The 21,207-nt window shown below is 70.7% G+C and carries 20 protein-coding genes; 14 read left to right on the top strand and 6 right to left on the bottom strand.

Going from position 1 to position 21,207, the window contains the following annotated elements:
• Positions 1-86 precede the first annotated feature (86 nt).
• Positions 87-743, bottom strand: coding sequence for a hypothetical protein (locus CSIV_RS11550; protein ID WP_077051564.1), 657 nt, complete (start codon positions 741-743; stop codon positions 87-89).
• The gene (locus CSIV_RS11545) at positions 744-1,979 is read right to left on the bottom strand and encodes an MFS transporter (RefSeq protein ID WP_139340695.1); all 1,236 of its coding nucleotides are present in this window, start codon (positions 1,977-1,979) and stop codon (positions 744-746) included.
• A gap of 355 nt (positions 1,980-2,334) precedes the next feature.
• On the opposite strand from CSIV_RS11545, the gene ileS reads away from it, so the two are divergent.
• The 4 genes from ileS to ndk are packed head-to-tail and all read left to right on the top strand — an operon-like array spanning position 2,335 to position 7,888.
• Positions 2,335-5,718 (top strand): isoleucine--tRNA ligase, encoded by a 3,384-nt coding sequence (gene ileS, locus CSIV_RS11540; protein WP_077051562.1) that lies wholly within the window; start codon positions 2,335-2,337, stop codon positions 5,716-5,718.
• Positions 5,715-7,067, top strand: coding sequence for a bifunctional folylpolyglutamate synthase/dihydrofolate synthase (locus CSIV_RS11535; protein ID WP_077051561.1), 1,353 nt, complete (start codon positions 5,715-5,717; stop codon positions 7,065-7,067). The genes ileS and CSIV_RS11535 overlap by 4 nt, the downstream gene beginning before the upstream one ends.
• Positions 7,064-7,468, top strand: a complete 405-nt coding sequence (locus tag CSIV_RS11530) for a DUF4233 domain-containing protein (RefSeq protein WP_077051560.1) — start codon at positions 7,064-7,066, stop codon at positions 7,466-7,468. Before CSIV_RS11535 ends, CSIV_RS11530 begins: the two co-directional genes overlap by 4 nt.
• Before the next feature lie 3 nt (positions 7,469-7,471).
• Entirely contained in the window at positions 7,472-7,888 is a 417-nt protein-coding gene (gene ndk, locus CSIV_RS11525) for a nucleoside-diphosphate kinase (protein WP_077051559.1), read from the top strand.
• 144 nt (positions 7,889-8,032) lie between these two features.
• Here the strand turns inward: ndk and CSIV_RS11520 are convergent, their stop codons facing one another.
• Positions 8,033-8,632 carry a vitamin K epoxide reductase family protein gene (locus CSIV_RS11520; RefSeq protein ID WP_077051558.1) on the bottom strand — a complete coding sequence of 200 codons (600 nt, stop codon included), beginning with the start codon at positions 8,630-8,632 and terminating at the stop codon, positions 8,033-8,035.
• Positions 8,633-9,021: 389 nt separating this feature from the next.
• On the opposite strand from CSIV_RS11520, the gene CSIV_RS11515 reads away from it, so the two are divergent.
• The gene (locus CSIV_RS11515) at positions 9,022-11,550 is read left to right on the top strand and encodes an Rne/Rng family ribonuclease (RefSeq protein ID WP_077051557.1); all 2,529 of its coding nucleotides are present in this window, start codon (positions 9,022-9,024) and stop codon (positions 11,548-11,550) included.
• 97 nt (positions 11,551-11,647) lie between these two features.
• Here the strand turns inward: CSIV_RS11515 and CSIV_RS11510 are convergent, their stop codons facing one another.
• Positions 11,648-11,920: a DUF4031 domain-containing protein gene (locus CSIV_RS11510; protein WP_077051556.1), complete on the bottom strand. Its 273-nt coding sequence runs from the start codon at positions 11,918-11,920 to the stop codon at positions 11,648-11,650.
• A gap of 212 nt (positions 11,921-12,132) precedes the next feature.
• On the opposite strand from CSIV_RS11510, the gene rplU reads away from it, so the two are divergent.
• The 9 genes from rplU to rsfS all read left to right on the top strand — a co-directional run bounded on the left by rplU (position 12,133) and on the right by rsfS (position 19,051).
• Complete coding sequence (gene rplU, locus CSIV_RS11505; protein WP_022878253.1) at positions 12,133-12,441, top strand: 50S ribosomal protein L21; 309 nt, start codon at positions 12,133-12,135, stop codon at positions 12,439-12,441.
• Between the two features lie 18 nt (positions 12,442-12,459).
• Positions 12,460-12,717 (top strand): 50S ribosomal protein L27, encoded by a 258-nt coding sequence (rpmA, locus tag CSIV_RS11500; protein ID WP_077051555.1) that lies wholly within the window; start codon positions 12,460-12,462, stop codon positions 12,715-12,717.
• A 121-nt stretch (positions 12,718-12,838) separates the two neighbouring features.
• Positions 12,839-14,383, top strand: a complete 1,545-nt coding sequence (obgE, locus tag CSIV_RS11495; RefSeq protein WP_077051554.1) for a GTPase ObgE — start codon at positions 12,839-12,841, stop codon at positions 14,381-14,383.
• Positions 14,380-15,216, top strand: a complete 837-nt coding sequence (proB, locus tag CSIV_RS11490; RefSeq protein ID WP_077051553.1) for a glutamate 5-kinase — start codon at positions 14,380-14,382, stop codon at positions 15,214-15,216. The genes obgE and proB overlap by 4 nt, the downstream gene beginning before the upstream one ends.
• 4 nt (positions 15,217-15,220) lie before the next feature.
• Positions 15,221-16,480: a glutamate-5-semialdehyde dehydrogenase gene (locus tag CSIV_RS11485; RefSeq protein WP_077051552.1), complete on the top strand. Its 1,260-nt coding sequence runs from the start codon at positions 15,221-15,223 to the stop codon at positions 16,478-16,480.
• 49 nt (positions 16,481-16,529) lie between these two features.
• Positions 16,530-16,754, top strand: coding sequence for a hypothetical protein (locus CSIV_RS11480; RefSeq protein ID WP_077051551.1), 225 nt, complete (start codon positions 16,530-16,532; stop codon positions 16,752-16,754).
• A 10-nt stretch (positions 16,755-16,764) separates the two neighbouring features.
• Entirely contained in the window at positions 16,765-17,361 is a 597-nt protein-coding gene (gene nadD / locus CSIV_RS11475; protein ID WP_076490350.1) for a nicotinate-nucleotide adenylyltransferase, read from the top strand.
• The gene (locus CSIV_RS11470) at positions 17,358-18,677 is read left to right on the top strand and encodes a hypothetical protein (RefSeq protein WP_077051550.1); all 1,320 of its coding nucleotides are present in this window, start codon (positions 17,358-17,360) and stop codon (positions 18,675-18,677) included. The genes nadD and CSIV_RS11470 overlap by 4 nt, the downstream gene beginning before the upstream one ends.
• A complete protein-coding gene (gene rsfS, locus CSIV_RS11465; RefSeq protein ID WP_077051549.1) occupies positions 18,674-19,051 on the top strand; it encodes a ribosome silencing factor in 378 nt (125 codons plus the stop codon). The genes CSIV_RS11470 and rsfS overlap by 4 nt, the downstream gene beginning before the upstream one ends.
• Before the next feature lie 51 nt (positions 19,052-19,102).
• Here rsfS and CSIV_RS11460 read toward each other — a convergent pair whose 3' ends face one another.
• A complete protein-coding gene (locus tag CSIV_RS11460; RefSeq protein WP_077051548.1) occupies positions 19,103-20,140 on the bottom strand; it encodes a methionine synthase in 1,038 nt (345 codons plus the stop codon).
• 19 nt (positions 20,141-20,159) lie between these two features.
• Positions 20,160-21,152, bottom strand: coding sequence for a putative oxygenase MesX (locus CSIV_RS11455; RefSeq protein WP_077051547.1), 993 nt, complete (start codon positions 21,150-21,152; stop codon positions 20,160-20,162).
• Positions 21,153-21,207: the final 55 nt, after the last annotated feature.

Here is a 21,207-nt window from a genome sequence, read left to right as displayed (position 1 = left end):
CCGTGTGATCGTGCCTGAGTGTGGGATGTCGCTCGAGTCTATCGGGCGGCGGCGAGACGCCGGGATGCCGCGGAGGGCGCCCGAGGTCAGTCCTGCACGTCGATACCCAAGGCCCGCGCGAAGTCGGCGGCGGCCAGCTCCACCTGACGGTGGGTGAGCGTGACGCCGCGCAGGGTGTCGGGACGCCCGAACGAGAGCGCTTCGAGGCCGCGGAGGTCGGTGTGCTCGGCGCGCAGACCGTCGGAGTCGACCTCATCGGCCCGGGAGCCGTCGAATCGCACGCGCGAGAGCGTCGCGAGCGGCAGGTCGAGCGTGCCGATCACGCAGTCGGCGACGAGGACGTCGCGCACTCTCGCGCCGCGCAGCGAGAGGTAGTCGATCCGGAGTCCGCGCAGTTCCACGCTGTCGAGCTCGGCGCCGGACAGGTCGAGGGTGCCGATGCGGCCGCCGATCACCGCGACGTTCCGCCAGCGCCCGTCGCGGGCGAGCAGCTCGGTCGCGCGCAGCGTGGCGATCTCGACATCGGCGAGCGACGCACCGGTCAGGTCGAGGGAGTCGACGGACGCCTCGGCGATCACGCTCTCCGAGAGCGCCGAGTGCGCGGCATCCACGTGACCCTCGAGTGAGACGACGCGCGTGCCCAGCAGGTCCGCCCGCGGTCCGAGTCCGTCGACGCTCTCGAGCACCCGGGGCAGGTCGGGCGCGGAGAGGCGGGGCGGCAGCGGACCGCGGGCGCGGACCACTCAGGCCTCGAGCGGTTCGGGGCGACGGCGCGACGCCGCCCACGCGGCGACGAGCGTGACGGCCGAGAGGATCGCGAGCACGACACCAGGATGCCACCACGCGAACGCCGTCTGCGTGCCGAGCGCCGTGGTCGCCAGCGGGACGAAGCCCGAGATGGTCGCGGCGATCGCGTACGTGAGCGACAGCGCCGAGTACCGGAAGTGGTCCGGGAACAGATCGCTCATGAGGCCGCCGAGCGCCGCCCACGACATCGTCGGGAGGATGCCGCCGACGATCATCGTCGCGACCAGGATCGGGAACGTCGCGAACTGCAGCAGGAAGTACATCGGGAACGTGATCAGCAGGGTGCCGAGCGCGCCCCACGCGACGACCTTCGCGGAACCGATGCGGTTCGCCCACGCGCCGAACAGCGGGATCGTGACCAGCTGCAGCAGTGCGCCGATCGTGGTCGCCACCAGGAGGTCCTGGAAGCTGAAGCCGAGCTGCGCGACACCGTAGTTGATCGTGTAGGTGTTCATCAGCGAGTACGACCCGATGCCCAGCAGCGCGGCGCCGATCGCGATCACCACGGCGACGGGCCGCGCGCGGAACATCGCCAGGACGGGGAGGCGCTCACGCCGACCCGAGGCGACGACGTCTTCGAACACGGGCGTCTCGTCGATGGACCACCGCAGGTACAGCGAGACCAGCAGCAGGGGCAGCGCGAGCAGGAACGGGATCCGCCAGCCCCACTCGGCGAGCTGGTCGGCGGGGAGCGCGACGGTCATGACGATGAACACGGCGGCGGAGAGGATCGACCCGACCGGGGATCCGAGCTGCGGGATCGCGGCGTAGAACGCGCGCTTCACCGGGCTCGAGTGCTCGGTCGCCAGGAGGATGGAGCCGCCCCACTCGCCACCGAGCGACAGGCCCTGCGCGATGCGCAGCACCAGGAGCAGCACGACGCCGAGCCATCCGGCCTGCGCGTACGTGGGGAGGGCGCCGATCAGCCCCGTGGCGACTCCCATGATCGCGACGGTCCACAGCAGCGTCGTCCGTCGACCGAGCCGGTCGCCCATGTGACCGAAGATGATCGCGCCGATCGGGCGCACGACGAACGCGAGCGCGATCGTCGAGAACGACGCGAGCGTCGCGCCGACCTGGCCGAGGGGGGCGAAGAACAGCGGCCCGACGAAGAACGCGGCGAAGTAGGCGTAGACGTAGAAGTCGAACGATTCGAGGGAGGTGCCGATCATCGACGCCCACGCGACACGGCGCGCGGGTGCGGAAGAGGTCGGACGGGCAGCGGGAGGAGCAGAAGTCACGGGAGTCGATCTTGGCACGAGTCCAGAAACCCCCCGACGCCCCGGGGCATTCCCCGACCCGCCCGCGGTGGCGCGGGGGACCGCGTAGAATGGATGCACCAGCACCGATCCGGCCATCACCGGGGAGCTCTCGGAAGAACAGGGTCACGGCCCCCAGTAGAACCGAGCGGGTCAGGCCCGTCACAGCCGCAGTGAGAGCGGCGCCCACTCCGGTGGACGCAATGCGGGGTGGTACCGCGGTCCGAACGGATCGTCCCCGCAGGTGGATCGCAACCTGCGGAGAGACATGACCTACCCACGCCCCTCATCCTTCGGCCCGGCCGCCGACGCCGCGGCATCCGTCGTCCCGAGCCCCCGGTTCCCGGACATCGAGCGCGACACGCTGTCGTTCTGGGACGCCGACGACACCTTCCGCGCGTCGATCGCGAACCGCGACGGCGCCGAGGAGTGGGTGTTCTACGACGGCCCGCCGTTCGCCAACGGCCTGCCGCACTACGGGCACCTGCTCACCGGCTACGCCAAGGACGTCTTCCCGCGCTTCCAGACGATGCGCGGCAAGAAGGTCGACCGCGTCTTCGGCTGGGACACGCACGGCCTCCCCGCCGAGCTCGAGGCCATGAAGCAGCTCGGGATCACCGAGAAGGACGAGATCGAGCGCATGGGCGTCGCCGTCTTCAACGGCAAGGCCCGCGAGTCGGTGCTCGAGTACACCCGCGACTGGCAGGACTACGTCACCCGCCAGGCGCGCTGGGTCGACTTCGAGCGCGGCTACAAGACGCTCGACACGTCGTACATGGAGAGCGTCCTGTGGGCGTTCAAGACCCTGCACGACAAGGGCCTCGCCTACGAGGGCTACCGCGTGCTGCCGTACTGCTGGCGCGACGAGACGCCGCTCTCCAGCCACGAGCTGCGCATGGACGACGACGTCTACAAGATGCGCCAGGACCCGTCGGTCACCGTCACCTTCCCCCTCGTCGGAGCGAAGGCCGAGGCGCTCGGCCTCACCGGCGTGCGGGCGCTCGCGTGGACGACGACGCCGTGGACCCTGCCGACGAACCTCGCCCTGGCCGTGGGTCCCGGCATCCGTTACGCCGTCGTCCCGGGCGGACCGAACGGTGCCGCCGACGTGCACCGCGCGCCCGACGGCACGCCCGACGAGGCGATCGAGGCCATGGCGCACCGCTACCTGCTGGCCGAAGACCTGCTGCCGGGCTACGCGAAGGACCTCGGGTACGACTCGGCGGATGCCGCCCGCGCGGCGGTGCAGACGACGATCACCGGCGCCGAGCTCGCCGGCGTGTCGTACGACCGCCTCTTCGACTACTACGCCGACGCCGAGACGTGGGGCACGCAGGACGCGTGGAGGATCCTCGTCGACGATTACGTCACCGTCAGCGACGGCACCGGCATCGTCCACCAGGCCCCGGCCTACGGCGAGGACGACAAGCGCCTCGCGGATGCCGCGGGCCTTCCCACGATCATCTCGCTCGACGACGGCGGACGCTTCCTGTCGGCCGTCACCGACGTCGCGGGGGAGCTGTGGTTCGAGGCGAACCGGCCGCTCATCCGCCTGCTGACGCAGGGCGGTCGCCTCTTGCGCGAGGCGTCCTACGAGCACTCGTACCCGCACTGCTGGCGCTGCCGGAACCCCCTGATCTACAAGGCCGTGTCGAGCTGGTTCGTGCGCGTGACCGAGGTCAAGGACCGTCTGTTGGAGAACAACCAGCAGATCACCTGGGTGCCCGAGAACGTCAAGGAGGGGCAGTTCGGCAAGTGGCTCGAGGGCGCGCGCGACTGGTCGATCAGCCGCAACCGCTACTGGGGTTCGCCGATCCCGGTGTGGAAGAGCGACGACCCGAACTACCCGCGCGTCGACGTGTACGGCTCGCTCGCGGACATGGAGGCGGACTTCGGCCGCCTGCCGCGCAACGCGGAGGGTGAGGTCGACCTCCACCGTCCGTACATCGACGACCTCACGCGCCCCAACCCCGACGACCCGACGGGGCGCTCGACCATGCGTCGCATCGAGGACGTCCTGGACGTCTGGTTCGACTCCGGCTCGATGCCGTTCGCGCAGGTGCACTACCCGTTCGAGAACCACGAGTGGTTCGACGAGCACTCGCCGGCCGACTTCATCGTCGAGTACATCGGGCAGACTCGCGGCTGGTTCTACGTCATGCACGTGCTGTCCACGGCGCTCTTCGACCGTCCCGCCTTCACGGGGGTGTCCTGCCACGGCATCGTCCTCGGCAACGACGGCCAGAAGATGTCGAAGTCGCTGCGCAACTACCCCGACGTGCGCGAGGTCTTCGATCGCGACGGTTCGGATGCCATGCGCTGGTTCCTCATGTCCAGCTCGGTGCTCCGAGGCGGCAACCTCGTCGTGACCGAGGAAGGCATCCGCTCGGGCGTGCGCGAGTTCCTGCTGCCGCTGTGGAACGCGTGGTACTTCTTCGCCACCTACGCCAACGCCTCGGGCTCCGACGGCTACGAGGCGCAGTGGCGCACGGACTCCACCGACGTGCTGGACCGCTACATCCTCGCCCTCACCGGCGATCTCGTCCGCGACGTCGCCGCCGATCTCGAGGGGCTGGACTCCACGACCGCGGCCGAGCGCCTGCGCGACTTCGCCGAGGTGCTGACCAACTGGTACATCCGCCGGTCGCGCGACCGGTTCTGGGTGGGCGTCACCGACGACCCGTCCAGCCGCGAGGCCTTCGACACGCTGTACACGGTGCTCGAGACGCTGACCCGTGTTGCGGCCCCGCTCCTGCCCCTCGTCACCGAGCGCGTGTGGCAGGGCCTCACCGGTGGCCGCAGCGTCCACCTGGAGGACTGGCCGGACGCGTCGGCGTTCCCGGCGGCAGCGGACATCCGGACCGCCATGGACACCGTCCGCGACGTCTCCAGCGTCGCGAACGCCCTGCGCAAGCGCGAGGGGAAGCGCGTGCGCCTGCCCCTGCCGCGTCTGACGGTGGTGACCCCGGATGCCGCGGGCCTCGCGCAGTTCGACGACATCCTCCGCGACGAGCTGAACGTCAAGGCGGTCGAGCAGGTCGCCCTGCAGGAGGGCACCGCCGCCGAGTACGGCATCACCCACCGCCTGTCGGTGAACGCCCGCGCCGCGGGTCCGCGCCTGGGCAAGCAGGTGCAGCAGGCCATCAAGGCCGCGCGCGAGGGCGACTGGAGCGAGGTCGACGGTCGGGTGGTCGCCGGCGGCATCCCGCTCGAGCCGAGCGAGTACGACCTCGTCGTCGAAACGGCCGGTCGTCCCGACGGCGAAGCCCTCGCGGTGCTCTCGTCGGGCGGCTTCGTGCTGCTGGACACCACCACGACGCCCGAGCTCGAAGCCGAGGGCCTGGCGCGCGACATGATCCGCGCGATCCAGGACACCCGCAAGGCCGCCGGCTTCGACGTGAGCGACCGCATCGCGCTTACCCTGACGTTCGACGATGCCGCGGACGCCGCGGCCGTGGCCCAGGCGTTCGACCTCGCCGGCGTGGCATCCGAGACCCTCGCCGAAGGCGTCGTGCTCGCGAGCCGCACCGAACGTCTGATCGAGCGCGGGGAGTCCCGCACGCCCGAGTTCGAGAACGTCATCGCGGCCAAGACCTACGCGAACGTCGGCCCCGTCACCGTCGCCGTCGCCCGGATCGGAGCACCCGCATGAGCGACCGTTCCCGCGCCGACGGCGTCTACGCCGCACTCCTGGAGCGGCAGGGCGAGCAGTGGGTGCAGCCCCGGGTCGAGCGCACGCGCCGCGTGCTCGAGCTGCTCGACGACCCGCAGCGCACCTACCGCGTCATCCACGTCACCGGCACCAACGGCAAGACCTCGACCAGCCGCATCATCGAGAGCCTGCTGCGGTCGCTCGGGCTGCGGACGGGCCTGTTCACCAGCCCGCATCTCGAGCGTTTCACGGAGCGCATCCTCATCGACGGAGAACCGGTGGCGGATGCCGCCGTCGCCGACGCGTGGGACGAGATCCAGCCGTTCGTGCAGATGGTGGATGCCGAGCTCGAGGCGGCCGGCGACGCGCCCCTGACGTTCTTCGAGCTGCTGACGGTGCTCGCGTTCGTCGCGTGCGCCGATGCGCCCATCGACGTCCTCGTGCTCGAGGTCGGCATGGGCGGCGAGTGGGATTCGACGAACACCGCCGACGGCGATGTCGCGGTCTTCACGCCCATCGACATCGACCACACCGATCGCCTGGGGAACACGATCGCGGAGATCGCGACCGTGAAGGCCGGGATCATCAAGCAGGGCGCGGCCGTCGTCTCGGCGGCTCAGCCCGCGGAGGCGCGCCGGGCGATCCTCGCCCGCGCCGAGAGGATGGATGCCACCGTCGCGTTCGCCGGCGAGGGGTTCTCGCTCGAGGCGCAGACCCTCGCGGTCGGCGGGCAGCTGCTCACGGTGCGCGGGATCGCGGGGAGCTACCCCGAGCTGTATCTCCCGCTCTACGGTGCGCACCAGGGGGCGAACGCCGCTCTGGCCATCGCCGCCGTGGAATCGCTCATCGGCGGGGGAGACCAGCCGCTGAACGCCGAGGTGGTCGCGGACGGCCTCGGCGCCACGACCTCGCCCGGCCGTCTGCAGCTCCTCGGCACCGCGCCGACCGTGCTGGTCGACGCCGCGCACAACCCGCACGGGGCCCGCGCCCTCGTCGCCGCCCTCGACGAGGCGTTCGACATCGACGAGTGGGGAGCGGTGGTCGGCATCCTGGCGGGGAAGGACACCGTCGGCATCGTCTCGACGCTGACCCCGGCCGTCGCGCGCGTGTTCGCGACCGCGCCCGACAGCGAGCGCGCAGGCGACCCCGACCTCATCGCGGACGTGGCCGAGGCGGCCGACGTCCCCGTCACCGTGCACCCGACGCTCGAGGATGCGGCCGACGCGGCCCGTGCGTGGGCCGCCGAGTCCGACCGCCGCGCCGTGATCATCGCCGGATCGGTGGTTCTCGCCGGCGAGGCGATCCGTCTCGCCGACCTCGAGGACTGGAAGGCCGGGTGGCAGGGATGAGCGCCCGGGAGCGGCGCCCGCGCCGCACCCGCGGAGCCCTCGAGTCGCTCGGGGCGGTCGTCCTGGGCTTCGAGTCGATCGTCGTGTTCCTCGGCGGACTCGTGGTCTACGGCCTGAAGGCTCTGCCCTGGGGAATCGAGCCGTGGTGGGGCATCGTCGGCGGCGCCGTCATGGCCGTCGCCATGGTCGCGACCTCGGGTCTGCTCCGCCACCGCTGGGCCGTCGTCGTCGGGTGGGCCCTCCAGGTGATCCTCGCCCTCGGTGGCATCCTGGTCCCGGCTCTCGCCGTCGTCGCCCTCATTTTCGGTGGCATGTGGGCGTATGCGACGATCAAGGGAGCAGCTCTCGATCGCGCCAATGCGCGGAGGGCCGCCGACCCCGACCTCTCGAACGGAGAATGACCCATGGCCACCGAAGAGACCCTCGTCCTGGTCAAGCCCGATGGGGTCGCGCGCGGCCTGACCGGCGCGATCCTCGCCCGCATCGAGGCGAAGGGCTACGCCCTCGTCGACATCCGCCTCGTCGAACCCGACCGCGAGACCCTCGCGCAGCACTACGCCGAGCACGAGGGCAAGCCGTTCTACGAGCCGCTGCTCGAGTTCATGCTCTCCGGCCCGTCCGTGGCGATCCGCCTCGCCGGGAACCGTGTCATCGAGGGCTTCCGCTCCCTCGCGGGCACCACCGACCCCACGACCGCGGCCCCGGGCACGATCCGCGGCGACTTCGGTCGCGACTGGGGCCTGAAGGTCCAGCAGAACCTCGTCCACGGCAGCGACAGCCCCGAGTCCGCCGCGCGCGAGCTCGCGATCTGGTTCGACTGATCCCGGATGCCACGACGGCCGCCGTCCCCCGTGGGGCGGCGGCCGTTCTGTTCGTCTGCGGCGACTGGTCGGCACCGGCTCCGCGATCCGCACCGGCTCAGTGGCATCCGCGCGACACGGACTTCCGTCCGCGGATCGCCGACGTCAGAGCTGGCCGAGGACGTCCAGGCGCAGCTGCGCGAGGACGGCGACGATCACGTAGCCGCCGAGCGCCATGAGCGGCACCCAGGCCATCAGCGAGGCCGCGGCATCCCGCGTCTTCCGGCCGACCGGGAGGATCCCCTCCCGCAGAACGTGCAGGGTGACGGCGAAGAACGTGGGGATCACCACCGACCACGTGACCATGCACCACGGGCACAGGGTGCCGAGCACGAAGATGCTCTGCGAGATCAGCCAGATCACGAACGCCAGCGCCCCGACGATGCCGAGCCAGAAGACGATCCAGAACCAACGGGCGAACCGGGCGCCCGCGAGGATCGCGACGCCGACGACGATCGGTGCGATCCACGCCGCGAGCCCGATGATCGGGTTGGGGAAACCGAAGACGCTGCCCTGCCACGACTTCAGGTTCGCGGTGCACTGGACGAGCACGCTGAAGTCGCAGGATGCCGCTTGCCCGCCGTCCATGAGCTGACGGAACCGCTCCATCGTGAGCGAGAACGCCGCCCACCATCCGACGACTCCCGCGATGATCAACCACACCGCGAGGACTGTGGGCCGGCGCGGCGCGACGCTTTCACTCATGCTCGCGATTCTTCCACCGTCCGGCGGTGCGGCTGCTGTGGGATGCCTCGTCGTCGAGATGCCGGCGCCCCGTGCCCACCTGGCGAGAAACGCGATCGGCGTGCAGAAACGGCGTCTCCCGCCGTTTCCCGCGGCGGATGGCGTTTCTCGCGGAGGATGACCCCACGCGCCTGTGAGCGAATCCGGCCGACCGTGCGATAATGGAGCTTCGATGAGCCGCGGCCGCGCCGCAGGCGAATCACCAGAAGACTTCGGGCGATGACCGCCCTTCGCAGCACGAGCCGCAGGCCTGCTGCAGACCGAGTGAGTTCGCGGCCCCGCCGGGTGCGGCGCCGCACGAGATTTCGCCGGGCGACGCGCGGTGTCGCCCGCCAGGGAGTACGCCCGATATGGCTGACGCAACAGAAGATCAGACCCCCACGACCGACGCCCCCGAGTCGGTGGAGGAAGAGAACCCCACGGCCGACGCGCCGACGGTCGACGCCGATCCCGACGACGAGGTCGCGGCGGACGACGCCGAGGCCGCCGCCGCGACCGACGCCGGTGAGCCCGCCGTCCTCGAGATCGACGCGGTGGATGCCGCGGACGCCGCCGCCGTGACGGCGACTGACGCCGTGGAGCCCGAGATCGACGCGGCCCCGGTTGAGGCCGAGGCAGCCGCGGAGGGTGAGACCGAGGCAGCCGCGGAGGCGCCCGCCGAGGCCGAGCCCGAGCCTGCGGCAGCGCCCGAGCCTGAGCCCGAGCCTGCGGCAGCGCCCGAAGCCCCCGCCGAACCGGAGAAGCCCGCGCTCCCCACCGCGGTCTCGCTCGGTCTGCTTCCCGAGGTGTTCGTGTCGGCCGTGTCGACGCAGCTGCACTTCTACGCGCCCGAGCTCCCGCCGCTCCCCGCGCGCGACGAGGTCGACGACCAGGACGACGACGATGCGCCCGTGGAGCGGACGTCCGCGAACGCCCGGCGCCGCAACCGGCGCCGCGGGGGAGCGGCCACGGGTTCCGGCGCGGACGAGCAGGCCGAAGCCCCCGCCGCTCCCGTCCGTCAGCGCGCGGTCGAGCTCATCACCGAGCCGCAGCGCATCAAGGGCTCGACGCGTCTCGAGGCCAAGAAGCAGCGCCGCCGTGACGGCCGCGAGGCCGGGCGCCGCCGCCCCGTCGTGACCGAAGCCGAGTTCCTCGCCCGCCGCGAGGCTGTGGACCGCGTCATGGTCGTGCGGTCGAAGTCCGGCCGCATCCAGATCGGTGTGCTCGAAGACAACGTGCTCGTCGAGCACTACGTCGCCCGCAACCAGGACGCCTCGCTCATCGGCAACGTCTACCTCGGTCGCGTGCAGAACGTGCTGCCGAGCATGGAAGCCGCGTTCGTCGACATCGGCCGCGGCCGCAACGCCGTGCTGTACTCCGGCGAGGTCGACTGGGACGGCGTCGAGACCGGCAACCAGCCCCGCCGCATCGAGCTGGCGCTGAAGTCCGGCGACCGCGTGCTCGTGCAGGTCACGAAGGACCCGGTGGGCCACAAGGGTGCACGCCTGACGAGCCAGATCTCGCTCCCCGGCCGCTACCTCGTGTACGTGCCGAACGGGTCGATGAACGGCATCTCCCGCAAGCTCCCCGACACCGAGCGCGCGCGCCTGAAGAAGATCCTCAAGGAGGTGCTGCCCGAGTCGTCGGGCGTCATCGTCCGCACCGCCGCGGAGGGCGCGACCGAGGATCAGCTCACGCGCGACGTCCAGCGCCTCACCGCGCAGTGGGAGCACATCAGCACCCAGGTCTCGTCGATCCAGGCTCCGGCGCTCCTGCACTCCGAGCCCGACCTCCTCGTCAAGATCGTGCGCGACGTCTTCAACGAGGACTTCACGCGCATGCTCATCCAGGGCGACGAAGCTCTCACGACCATCTCGAACTACCTCGCGGGCGTCGCCCCCGACCTGCTCGAGCGCGTCGAGAAGTACGAGGGCGACCAGGATCCGTTCGACGCGTTCCGCATCACCGAGCAGATCGAGAAGGCCCTCGACCGCAAGGTCTGGCTGCCCTCGGGCGGGTCGCTCGTGATCGACCGCACCGAGGCGATGACCGTCGTCGACGTCAACACCGGCAAGTTCGTCGGGTCGGGCGGAAACCTCGAGGAGACGGTCACCAAGAACAACCTCGAAGCGGCGGAGGAGATCGTCCGCCAGCTGCGCCTGCGCGACATCGGCGGCATCATCGTCGTCGACTTCATCGACATGGTGCTCGAGTCCAACCGCGACCTCGTGCTGCGTCGACTGATCGAGTGCCTCAGCCGCGACCGGACGAAGCACCAGGTCGCCGAGGTCACCTCCCTCGGCCTGGTGCAGATGACCCGCAAGAAGCTGGGCCTGGGCCTGCTCGAGACGTTCAGCGAGGCGTGCGAGGTCTGCGCCGGGCGCGGTGTCGTCGTGCACCACGACCCCGTGGTCAAGCACCGTTCCGCGCCGTCGACGAACGGCAACGGGAACGGCAACGGCAACCGCCGGAGCGGCGGCCGCGGCGGCAACGGCTCCGCGAGCGGCAACGGTGCGAACGGCGGCAACGGCAACGGTGCGCAGACGGCTCCGACAGGCGGCACGCACGTGATCACCGAGGGCGTGAAGTCCGCCCTGGCGCAGATCGCGGCATCCACGATCCACCCGACGGTCGATGACCCGGCCGTCGTCGAGGCGGCGGTCGTCGCCTCGGTGGAGGCGGTCCTGGATGCCAAGGTCGAGGCGCCCGTGCGCGAGAAGCGTCCGCGCAAGAAGCGCGAACCGCGGGCCCCGCGCACCGAGAAGGACGCGCTGCTCGAGTCGGTGCTCGAGGCGCTGCCCGAGCCCAAGGCTCCCGGTCAGGGCCGTTCGCGCCGCCGCGTGACGACCGCCGCCCTGACGGGGACTCCGGTCAACGCCCAGCCCACCGACCAGGCGTAGGCCGCTTCCTGCCCGCGTCTCCGCGCGCGTGAGGGGTCAAGATCTGTCGCCTGACCGAGGTCAGAGGCGACAGATATTGACCCCTCACGCATGCGCCTCAGCGGGCGCGACGCTCGCGAGCGGTGATGCGCAGGCCGGACGCGCGGAGGCGGCGCACCAGCTCGCGACCTCCGACGTGTTCGGCGCCGGCCGCGACGAGGTCGGCGTGGCGATCGTCGGGGACGTCGTAGTGGTCGAGGTCGAAGGCCCGGCGGGGGATACCGGCCGCCGCGGCGAAGGCGTGGAGCTCGTCGAGGTTCGCGTCGCTCACCAGATGCGCCCAGAGTCTGCCGTGCGCCGGCCACTGCGGGTCGTCGATGAGAATGGCCACCCGGCGATCCTACGGCCGACACGCGGCGCCGATGCTTTTGCCGGATGCCGCCCGGTGAGCTAAACTCGTCCTTTGGTGCGTCGTGTCCGCGCGATTGACGCGAGACCCCGCAGGCTCAGGCCGGCCGGATCGCACCGAGACTCAGGGCGTCAAGCCCTCCCGACGTCATCAGACAACCGGAGCCGTGCGCTCCCGAACGAAACAGGTGTGAAGTGGTTTACGCAGTTGTGCGCGCCGGCGGCCGGCAGGAAAAGGTCGAGGTCGGCACGATCGTCGTGCTCGACCGCCAGGCGGCGAAGGTCGGCGAGAGCATCCAGCTGCCCGCCGTCCTGTTCGTCGACGGCGAGACGGTCACGACCGACGCCGACAAGCTCGCGAAGGTCTCGGTCACGGCCGAGGTCCTCGGTGAGGAGCGCGGTCCGAAGATCGTGATCCAGAAGTTCAAGAACAAGACCGGCTACAAGAAGCGCCAGGGCCACCGCCAGGACCTCACGCGCGTCAAGATCACCGGCATCAAGTAAGAGCCAGGAGACGCAGAGATGGCACACAAAAAGGGCGCAAGCTCCACCCGCAACGGTCGTGACTCCAACGCACAGCGCCTCGGCGTGAAGCGCTTCGGCGGCCAGGCCGTCCTCGCCGGCGAGATCATCGTCCGTCAGCGCGGCACGCACTTCCACCCCGGCGCCAACGTCGGTCGCGGTGGCGACGACACGCTGTTCGCCCTCGCCGCCGGCTCCGTCGAGTTCGGCCAGAAGGGCGGCCGCAAGGTCGTCAACATCGTCGCCGCCGCGGAGTAATCCCGCAGCGCACGGCGTTCCCGAGGGGGTGGGCACTGGCCCGCCCCCTCGTCGTTTTTCTCCGCACCGGCAGCGCCGGACCCGTCCCGGCCGCACCGGCCCCCTTCCGGAAGGATCTCTCATGGTCACCTTCGTCGACCGCGTCACCCTGCACCTGCGTGCGGGCAAGGGCGGCAACGGCTGCGTGTCGGTGCGCCGCGAGAAGTTCAAGCCGCTGGCCGGTCCCGACGGCGGCAACGGCGGCAGCGGCGGCGACGTCGTGCTCGTCGCCGACCCGCAGGTCACGACGCTGCTGTCGTATCACCACTCGCCGCACCGGTCCGCCGGGAACGGCGGGTTCGGCATGGGCGACCACCGCTCCGGCGCCCTGGGCGAGGACCAGGAACTCCCGGTTCCCCTCGGCACCGTCGTGAAGGACGCCGACGGCAACGTGCTCGTGGACATGCTGACACCGGGAATGCGTTTCGTCGCGGCGCCCGGCGGTCTCGGCGGTCTGGGCAACGCGGCGCTGGCCTCGCCCAAGCGCAAGGCCCCGGGCTTTGCGCTGCTGGGGACCCCCGGCTGGGAGGGCGACGTCGTCCTCGAGCTCAAGACCGTCGCCGACGTGGCCCTGGTGGGCTTCCCCTCCGCCGGGAAGTCGAGCCTCATCGCCGCGGTGTCCGCCGCGCGCCCGAAGATCGCGGACTACCCCTTCACCACCCTCCACCCGAACCTCGGCGTCGTGCAGGCGGGCGATGCGCGCTACACCATCGCCGACGTCCCGGGCCTCATCGAGGGCGCGAGCGAGGGCAAGGGCCTGGGGTTGGAGTTCCTCCGTCACGTCGAACGCTGCACCGCGCTCGTCCACGTGCTGGACTGCGCCACCCTCGACCCGGGCCGCGACCCGCTGAGCGATCTCGACGTCATCCTCGGCGAACTCGCCGCCTATCCGGTCCCCGAGGGTCAGCTTCCGCTGCTCGAGCGCCCGCAGATCGTCGTGCTGAACAAGATCGACGTGCCCGAGGCGCACGAATTGGCCGACTTCGTCCGCCCCGACCTCGAGGCGCGCGGTTTCCGCGTGTTCGAGATCTCCACGGTGAGCCGCGCCGGGCTGCGCGAGCTCACGTTCGCCCTCGGCGAGATCGTCGAGGAGCACCGCCTCGCCACGATCGCCGAGGCTCCCGCCGAGCGCGTCGTCATCCGCCCCAAGGGGTCCGAGAAGGACTTCGAGATCAAGGTCGAGGGCGGAACCTACGGACCGGTGTACCGGATCCTCGGCGACAAGCCGGTCAAGTGGGTGCAGCAGACCGACTTCCAGAACGAAGAGGCCGTCGGCTACCTCGCCGACCGCCTGGCGCGTCTGGGAGTCGAGGACGGGCTCTTCCGCGCCGGAGCCGTCGCGGGTGCGACCGTCGTCATCGGCCCCGGGAACGGCATCGTCTTCGACTGGGAGCCGACGCTCAGCTCCACGGCGGAGCTGATGACGGCGCCGCGCGGTACCGACCCGCGTCTTCTGCAGAGCAACCGCCGCACCTCGTCGGAGCGCCGCGAGCAGTATCACGAGCGGATGGATGCCAAGGCCGACGCCCGCGCCGAGCTCGAGGCCGAGCGCCGCGCAGCGCGTGCCGCGGGGATCTCGCCCGACGGCGACTCGTCCGCTCTGACCTTCGAGGACGAGGAGCGATGACCGCGCGCTCGCGCGCCGATCTCCCTTCGGCGTCCCGTGTCGTGGTGAAGGTCGGGTCGTCGTCGATCAGCGGCGACGGCGCGTTCCGCATCGACCTGATCGTCGATGCCCTCGCTCGCGCCCGCGAGAGCGGCATCGAGGTCGTCCTGGTGTCGAGCGGGGCGATCGCCACGGCGCTGCCGCTGCTCGACCTCCAGGGGCGTCCGAACGACCTCGCGACGCAGCAGGCGGCGGCGGCCGTCGGCCAGAACGTGCTGATGTGGCGCTACCAGACCTCGCTCGACCGGTTCGGGCTGCTCGCAGGGCAAGTGCTGCTCACCGCCGGAGACCTCGAGAACGCGACGCACCGGTCGAACGCACGCCGGGCGATGGAGCGGCTGCTGGGGCTCGGCATCCTGCCCATCGTCAACGAGAACGACACCGTCGCGACCCACGAGATCCGCTTCGGCGACAACGATCGGCTCGCAGCCCTCGTCGCGCAGCTCATCGGAGCCGACGCCCTCGTGCTGCTGAGCGACATCGAGTGCTTGTACACGGCGCCGCCGAGCGAACCGGGAGCGCGCCCGATCACCGATGTGGAGTGGGGCGACGACCTCTCGGAGTACACCTTCGGCTCCGTCACCGTGAACGGCGTCGGCACCGGGGGAGCGGCGACCAAGGCCTCCGCCGCGAAGCTCGCTTCCGCCGCCGGCGTGGGTGTGCTGGTCACGAGCGCCGACCTCGTCGCCGAGGCCCTCTCGGGCGCCTCGGTCGGCACGTGGTTCGCCCCGCATCCCGACCCCGTCACCCTCGCCACCGGCCCCGTGGGCGCGGTGCCCGCGGCGATAGACTGACGCGATGACCCTCACCGCCGTTTCGGTCGACGAACGCCTGCGTCTCGCGAAGGACGCCGCCCGCCAGGTCGGGCTCCTCGACTCCGCGGCCAAGACCGCGATGCTGCGGGCGATCGCCGACGCGATCGACGCCTCGAGCGACGCGATCGTCGCGGCCAACGCCGATGATCTCGAGAGCGGTCGCGCCGCCGACATCGGCGACGCGTTGCTGGATCGCCTGCGGCTGGATGCCGGGCGGGTGGCGTCCCTCGCCGCCGCCGTCCGCGACGTCGCCGACCTGCCCGATCCGGTCGGCCGCGTGCTCGACCGACGCACGCTCCCCAACGGTCTCGCGCTCGAGAAGGTCGCGGTGCCGTTCGGCGTCGTCGGGTCCATCTACGAAGCGCGGCCCAACGTCACGGTCGACATCGCGGCGCTCGCGCTGCGCTCGGGCAACGCGGTGGTCCTGCGCGGGGGTTCCGCGGCGCAGCACTCCAACGCCGCCCTGGTCGAGGTCATGCGCGGTGCGCTGAAGAGCCAGGGCGTCTCGCCCGAGGCGATCCAGACCGTCGACGACTTCGGCCGCGACGGCGCCCGGGCCCTCATGAACGCCCGGGGCCTGGTCGACGTCCTCGTCCCGCGCGGGAGCGCCGGGCTGATCGAGACGGTCGTGACGCAGTCCACGGTGCCGGTGATCGAGACGGGTGCCGGTGTCGTCCACGTCTACCTGGATGCCACGGCCCGAGCCGACTGGGCGCGCGACATCGTGTTGAACGCGAAGACGCAGCGTCCGAGCGTCTGCAACGCCGTCGAGACCGTCCTCGTCCACCGGGACGCCGCCGATCGACTGCTGCCCGAACTCCTGGGGTCGCTCGCCGCCGCCGGGGTGCGCGTGCACGGCGACGAGACGGCGGCCGGATACGACCCCCGCGTCGTCGCGGCCACCGAGGACGACTGGGCGACCGAGTACCTGAGCCTCGACCTGGCCGTCCGGGTCGTGGACGATCTGGACACCGCGCTCGAGCACATCCGTCGGTACTCCACGCACCACACCGAGTCGATCATCACCGACGACGACGAGGCCGCGGCCCGGTTCCTCGCCGAGGTCGACTCCGCCGTGGTCCTCGTGAACGCGTCCACGCGATTCACGGACGGCGGCGAGTTCGGCTTCGGCGCCGAGGTCGGGATCTCCACCCAGAAACTGCACGCGCGCGGCCCGATGGGTCTCGCCGAGCTCACGAGCACCAAGTGGCTCGGGCGCGGCGACGGCCAGGTCCGGGCCTGACCGCTAAAATGGCCCTGCGCGTCGCGCAGAAATCTCGAACGGAGCACTGATGACTATCGCCTCGCTGATCGCCCTCGCCGCTGAAGAGGGCGCCCACCACGGCGGCAACGCGCAGGCCGAGACGTGGTGGATCGGTGCGATCGCCCTCGCCGGGTTCATCACGCTGAGCCTCGTGACCCTGTCGTACCGCAACGTCTCGAACCGGCACGCGCACAAGGCGGAGGCCTACACCGCCAAGCACGGCACGCCCACCCCCGAGGCGCACGGCCACTGAGGCCCACTGTATGTCGGTGACACGCGCCCCTCGCATCGGGGTCATGGGTGGGACGTTCGATCCCATCCATCATGGTCACCTGGTCGCGGCCAGCGAGGTCGCTCAGTCGTTCGATCTCGATGAGGTCGTCTTCGTCCCCACGGGTCGACCGTGGCAGAAAGCCGACGTCACCGAGAGCGAGCACCGCTATCTGATGACGGTCATCGCGACCGCCTCCAACCCGCAGTTCACCGTCAGTCGCGTCGACATCGATCGCGCGGGGCCGACCTACACGATCGACACGCTGCGCGATCTGAAGCGTGAACGTCCCGGCGCCGACCTGTTCTTCATCACCGGCGCCGACGCCGTGGCCCAGATCCTGGGGTGGCGCAATCATCAGGAGCTGTGGGACCTGGCTCACTTCGTCGCCGTCTCCCGACCCGGGCACGTGCTGACGACGGAGGGTCTCCCCACCGAAGACGTCAGTCAGCTCGAGATCCCGGCGCTGTCCATCTCGTCCACAGACTGCCGCGCCCGAGTGCGCCGAGGCCACCCCGTGTGGTACCTCGTGCCCGACGGTGTCGTGCAGTACATCGCGAAGCATCACCTCTACCGGAGCCCTGCATGAGCACATCCGAGAACCCCGAGACCCCGCCGCTGACGCGGCGTCAGCTGCGCGAACTCCGCAACACCGGCGCCACGCCGATCATCAACCCGCAGTTCGACGCCGACGACGCGGCCCTGACCGAGGCGCCTGCGGCAGCGGATGCCACGGACGCGACCGCCGCGGCAGTCGCCGCAGCCGAGGAGCCCGCCGCGGCGGAGGCGCCCGGCGCCACCCCCGAAGCCGCCGAGCCCGAGGCCGTTGCCGCCGAGCCCGAGGCGCCCTCCGCGGAGCCCGCTGCCGCGCAGGAGGCGCCCGCCAAGAAGGGCGGCATGTTCGGCGGACTCTTCGGCCGGGGCAAGGCCGAGGCAGCGCCGGTCGACGAGACTCCCGCTGTCGACGCGGAGCCGGCTCCCGTCCCCGTACCGCCGATCGTCCCGGCGTCATTCCCGCCCGCCGACGGTGGCGATCTCGGCGTGACCGGCCTCACCCGTCGTCAGGCGCGTGCCCAGGAGCGCATCCGCACCGCCTCGGTGCCCATCATCGCGCCCGACCACGAGCCGGGCGTGCCCGCGGTGCGCGAGGAGACGCCGGCCGCCGCCGCGTCGGCTGAGCCGGTGGAGACCGACGTCACGGCATCCGAGACCGGATCCGCGGATGCCGCGCTGGTCGAGGCCCCGGACACCACCGAGGACGCGTCGCCCGAGTCCGAGGCCGCCGAGGTCACGGAGGAACCGGCGGCCCCGCTCGAGCACGAGAGCCCGGCGGAGGCGCCGGCGATCTTCCGTCCCGCAGCTCCGGAGGAAGCGCCCGCCGCCGAGGCGGAGGCACCGCTCTCGACCGTGAACCCCGCCCTCGGTTCCGATCTGCTCAGCGGCCAGACTCCCGAGATCACGCTGCCGCCGTCCTTCGATCAGCTCATCTCGCGCGGAGGCGCGACCACGGGGTCGGTGTCGACGCCGAACGCGCTGATCCTGTCGCAGACGCCCGCGGGCGTCCCGCTCGTCGGTCCGGTCACGTCGACCGGTGAGGTGCTGATCACGGGCACGTTCGAACTCCCCGAGGGGCTCGGCTCCGCCGGCCACGCTCCCGGGACCACCGACGGCCGCGATATCGACGCCGTCCTCCTCGACGGCGAGCTTCCACCCGCGTCGTCGCCCACCCCGATCGCGGCCAGCGCCGCGATCAGCACCGTCAAGCAACCCGGTGAGATCATCCGCCCCCCGGCACCGGAGAAGGGCAGCAAGCTCGTCATCGGTCTCATCATCACCACCGGCGCTCTCGCCGTGGCGGTCGCCGTCGCGCTGGTCCTCGCCTTCACGACAGGAGTCTTCGGATGACAGCCAGCCCCAACGGCATCGAGATGGCGCGCATCGCCGCGATCGCCGCCGACTCGAAAGCGGGCGAAGACCTCGTCGCGCTCGACGTGTCCGAGCCGCTGCCGCTCGTCGACATCTTCCTCCTGGTCACGGGGCGCAACGAGCGCAACGTCGCCGCCATCGCCGACGAGGTGGAGGAGAAGCTCCTGGAAGCCGGTCACAAGCGGCTGCGCCGTGAGGGACGCCAGGAATCGCGCTGGGTGCTCCTCGACTTCGGTGACCTGGTGGTGCACGTCTTCCACGAGCAGGAACGCGTCTACTACGGCCTCGAGCGCCTGTGGAAGGACTGCCCGGTCGTGCCGCTGGAGATCCCGGCTCCGGCGTCCGCCGACTGACGCTCATCGAAACGAAGCGCCGCTCCCCGTCAGGAGCGGCGCTTCGGCGTTTCAGACCAGCGCGCCGGCCAGTTCCTCGCGCAGGATCGCCGCGCCCGCGCTCAGCGCGCTGAGCTTCGCCAGGGCGACGTCGCGGGGCAGCGGGGCCATGCCGCAGTTGGAGCTGGCGATGAGCTTGTCGGCATCCACGAAGTCCAGGGCCCGCCGGAGAGTGTCGGCCACTTCTTCGGGGCGCTCGATCTCGTGCGAGGCCACGTCGATCGCACCGAGCATGACCTTTTTGCCGCGGATGAGCTCGATGACCTCGATCGGGATGCGGGAGTTGTGCGACTCCAGCGAGACGATGTCGATGCTCGACTTCTGCAGCAGGGGGAAGGACTCTTCGTACTGCCGCCACTCCGGGCCGAGCGTTTCCTTCCAGTCGGTGTTCGCCTTGATGCCGTAGCCGTAGCAGATGTGCACGGCCGTCTCGGCGCGCAGACCCTCGACGGCGCGTTCGAGCGTCGCCATGCCCCAGTCGCGCACGTCATCGAAGAACACGTTGAAGGCGGGCTCGTCGAACTGGATGACGTCGACCCCGGCCGCCTCGAGCTCCTTGGCTTCCTGGTTCAGGATGCCGGCGAACTCCCACGCGAGCTTCTCGCGGCTCTTGTAGTAGCGGTCCGAGAGGGTGTCGATCATCGTCATCGGCCCGGGCAGGGCCCACTTGATCCGCTGGTCGGTCTGCGCGCGGAGGAAGGCGGCATCCGCCACGAAGACCGGCTCGGGACGCTCGACGGGCCCGACGACGGTGGGCACGCTCGCGTCGTACCGGTTGCGGATGCGGACCGTCTCACGGTTCTCGAAGTCGACACCGCTGAGATGCTCGATGAACGTCGTCACAAAGTGCTGGCGGGTCTGCTCGCCGTCGCTGACGATGTCGATGCCGCGCTGTCGCTGCTCGTGGACGGCGGCGCGCAGAGCGTCCTGCTGCCCCTCGACGAGGGCATCGCCCTCGAGCGCCCACGGCGACCAGAGCTTCTCGGGTTCGGCGAGCCACGAGGGTTTGGGCAGGCTGCCGACGACCGCGGTGGGGAGGAGTGCGTTCATGGGTGAGGGCTCCGACGGGTCAGTGGACGAGGGCGGGGGAGAGGCCGGCCCAGCGGGCGAGAAGCTCGCCGTGGGGCTTCACGAAGTGCTCCTCGGTGTACTTCCCCTGGGTGACCGCGAGACGCGAGCGCTCTTCGCGGTCATAGTCGACCCGCGTGCGCGAGAAGTCGCCGCTGTCCAGAGTCGGACGGAACACGTGTGCGGCGGCGGCGTTGGCGTTGTAGATCTCGGGGCGGTAGATCTTCTGGAACGTCTCCATCGTGCTGATCGTGCCGATGAGCTGCAGGTTCGAGTAGTCGTTGAGCAGGTCGCCGCGGAAGTAGAACGCGAGAGGAGCGACACTGCCGGCCGGCATGAAGTAGCGGACCTGCAGCCCCATCTTCCCGAAGTACTCGTCGGTGAGCGAGTAGTCGTCCTGCGCGTACTCGACACCGAGGACGGGGTGATGGTTGTCGGTGCGCCGGTAGGTCTTGCTGGTCGAGACGCTGATGCAGATGACCGGCGACACCATGAAGCGCTCGCGGTACGCGACGGACTCCAGGAAGTCCTGGAACAGCTTGCCGTGGAGCGCGCCGAAGTCGTCGGGGACGGTGAACGACCCGGCGGAGGCGCTGGCTGCGGGCAGCAGCACGCTGAAGTCGAAGTCGCGCAGGTACGACGAGAAGTTGTTGCCGACGATCCCGTGGTGGCGGGCACCGGTCGTTCGGTCCACGATCACGAGGTCGAGCACCTCGAGCAGCGGGAACACCTGGTCGTCACCGGATGCCGCGAACTCCACGTCGACCGAGACGATGTCGAGCTCGAGGGTGTAGCGGTCGCCCGCCGGGTTGTCCCATCGTGCCAGGTCGTTGAACCGGCGGTCGATCATCGTCAGCGCGCTGCGCAGGTTCTCGCGGCGGTCGTCACCGCGGGCCAGGTTGGCGAAGTTCGTCGTGGCGCGCGAGCTTTCGGACGGCGAGTAGTCCTCGTCGAATCGGGTGGTCGAGATCCGGTAGGTGAAGTCGGTGGACATCGCCGAGGCTCCTCTCGCTCGTCGGCTCTCGCCGCGGTCATCGGTGGGACCATGG

The organism is Microbacterium sp. CSI-V (assembly GCF_001984105.1).
Classification (GTDB): Bacteria; Actinomycetota; Actinomycetes; order Actinomycetales; family Microbacteriaceae; genus Microbacterium.
The sequence above is the reverse complement of the archived record's forward strand: the minus strand, read 5'-3'. Positions and strand labels throughout refer to the sequence as shown.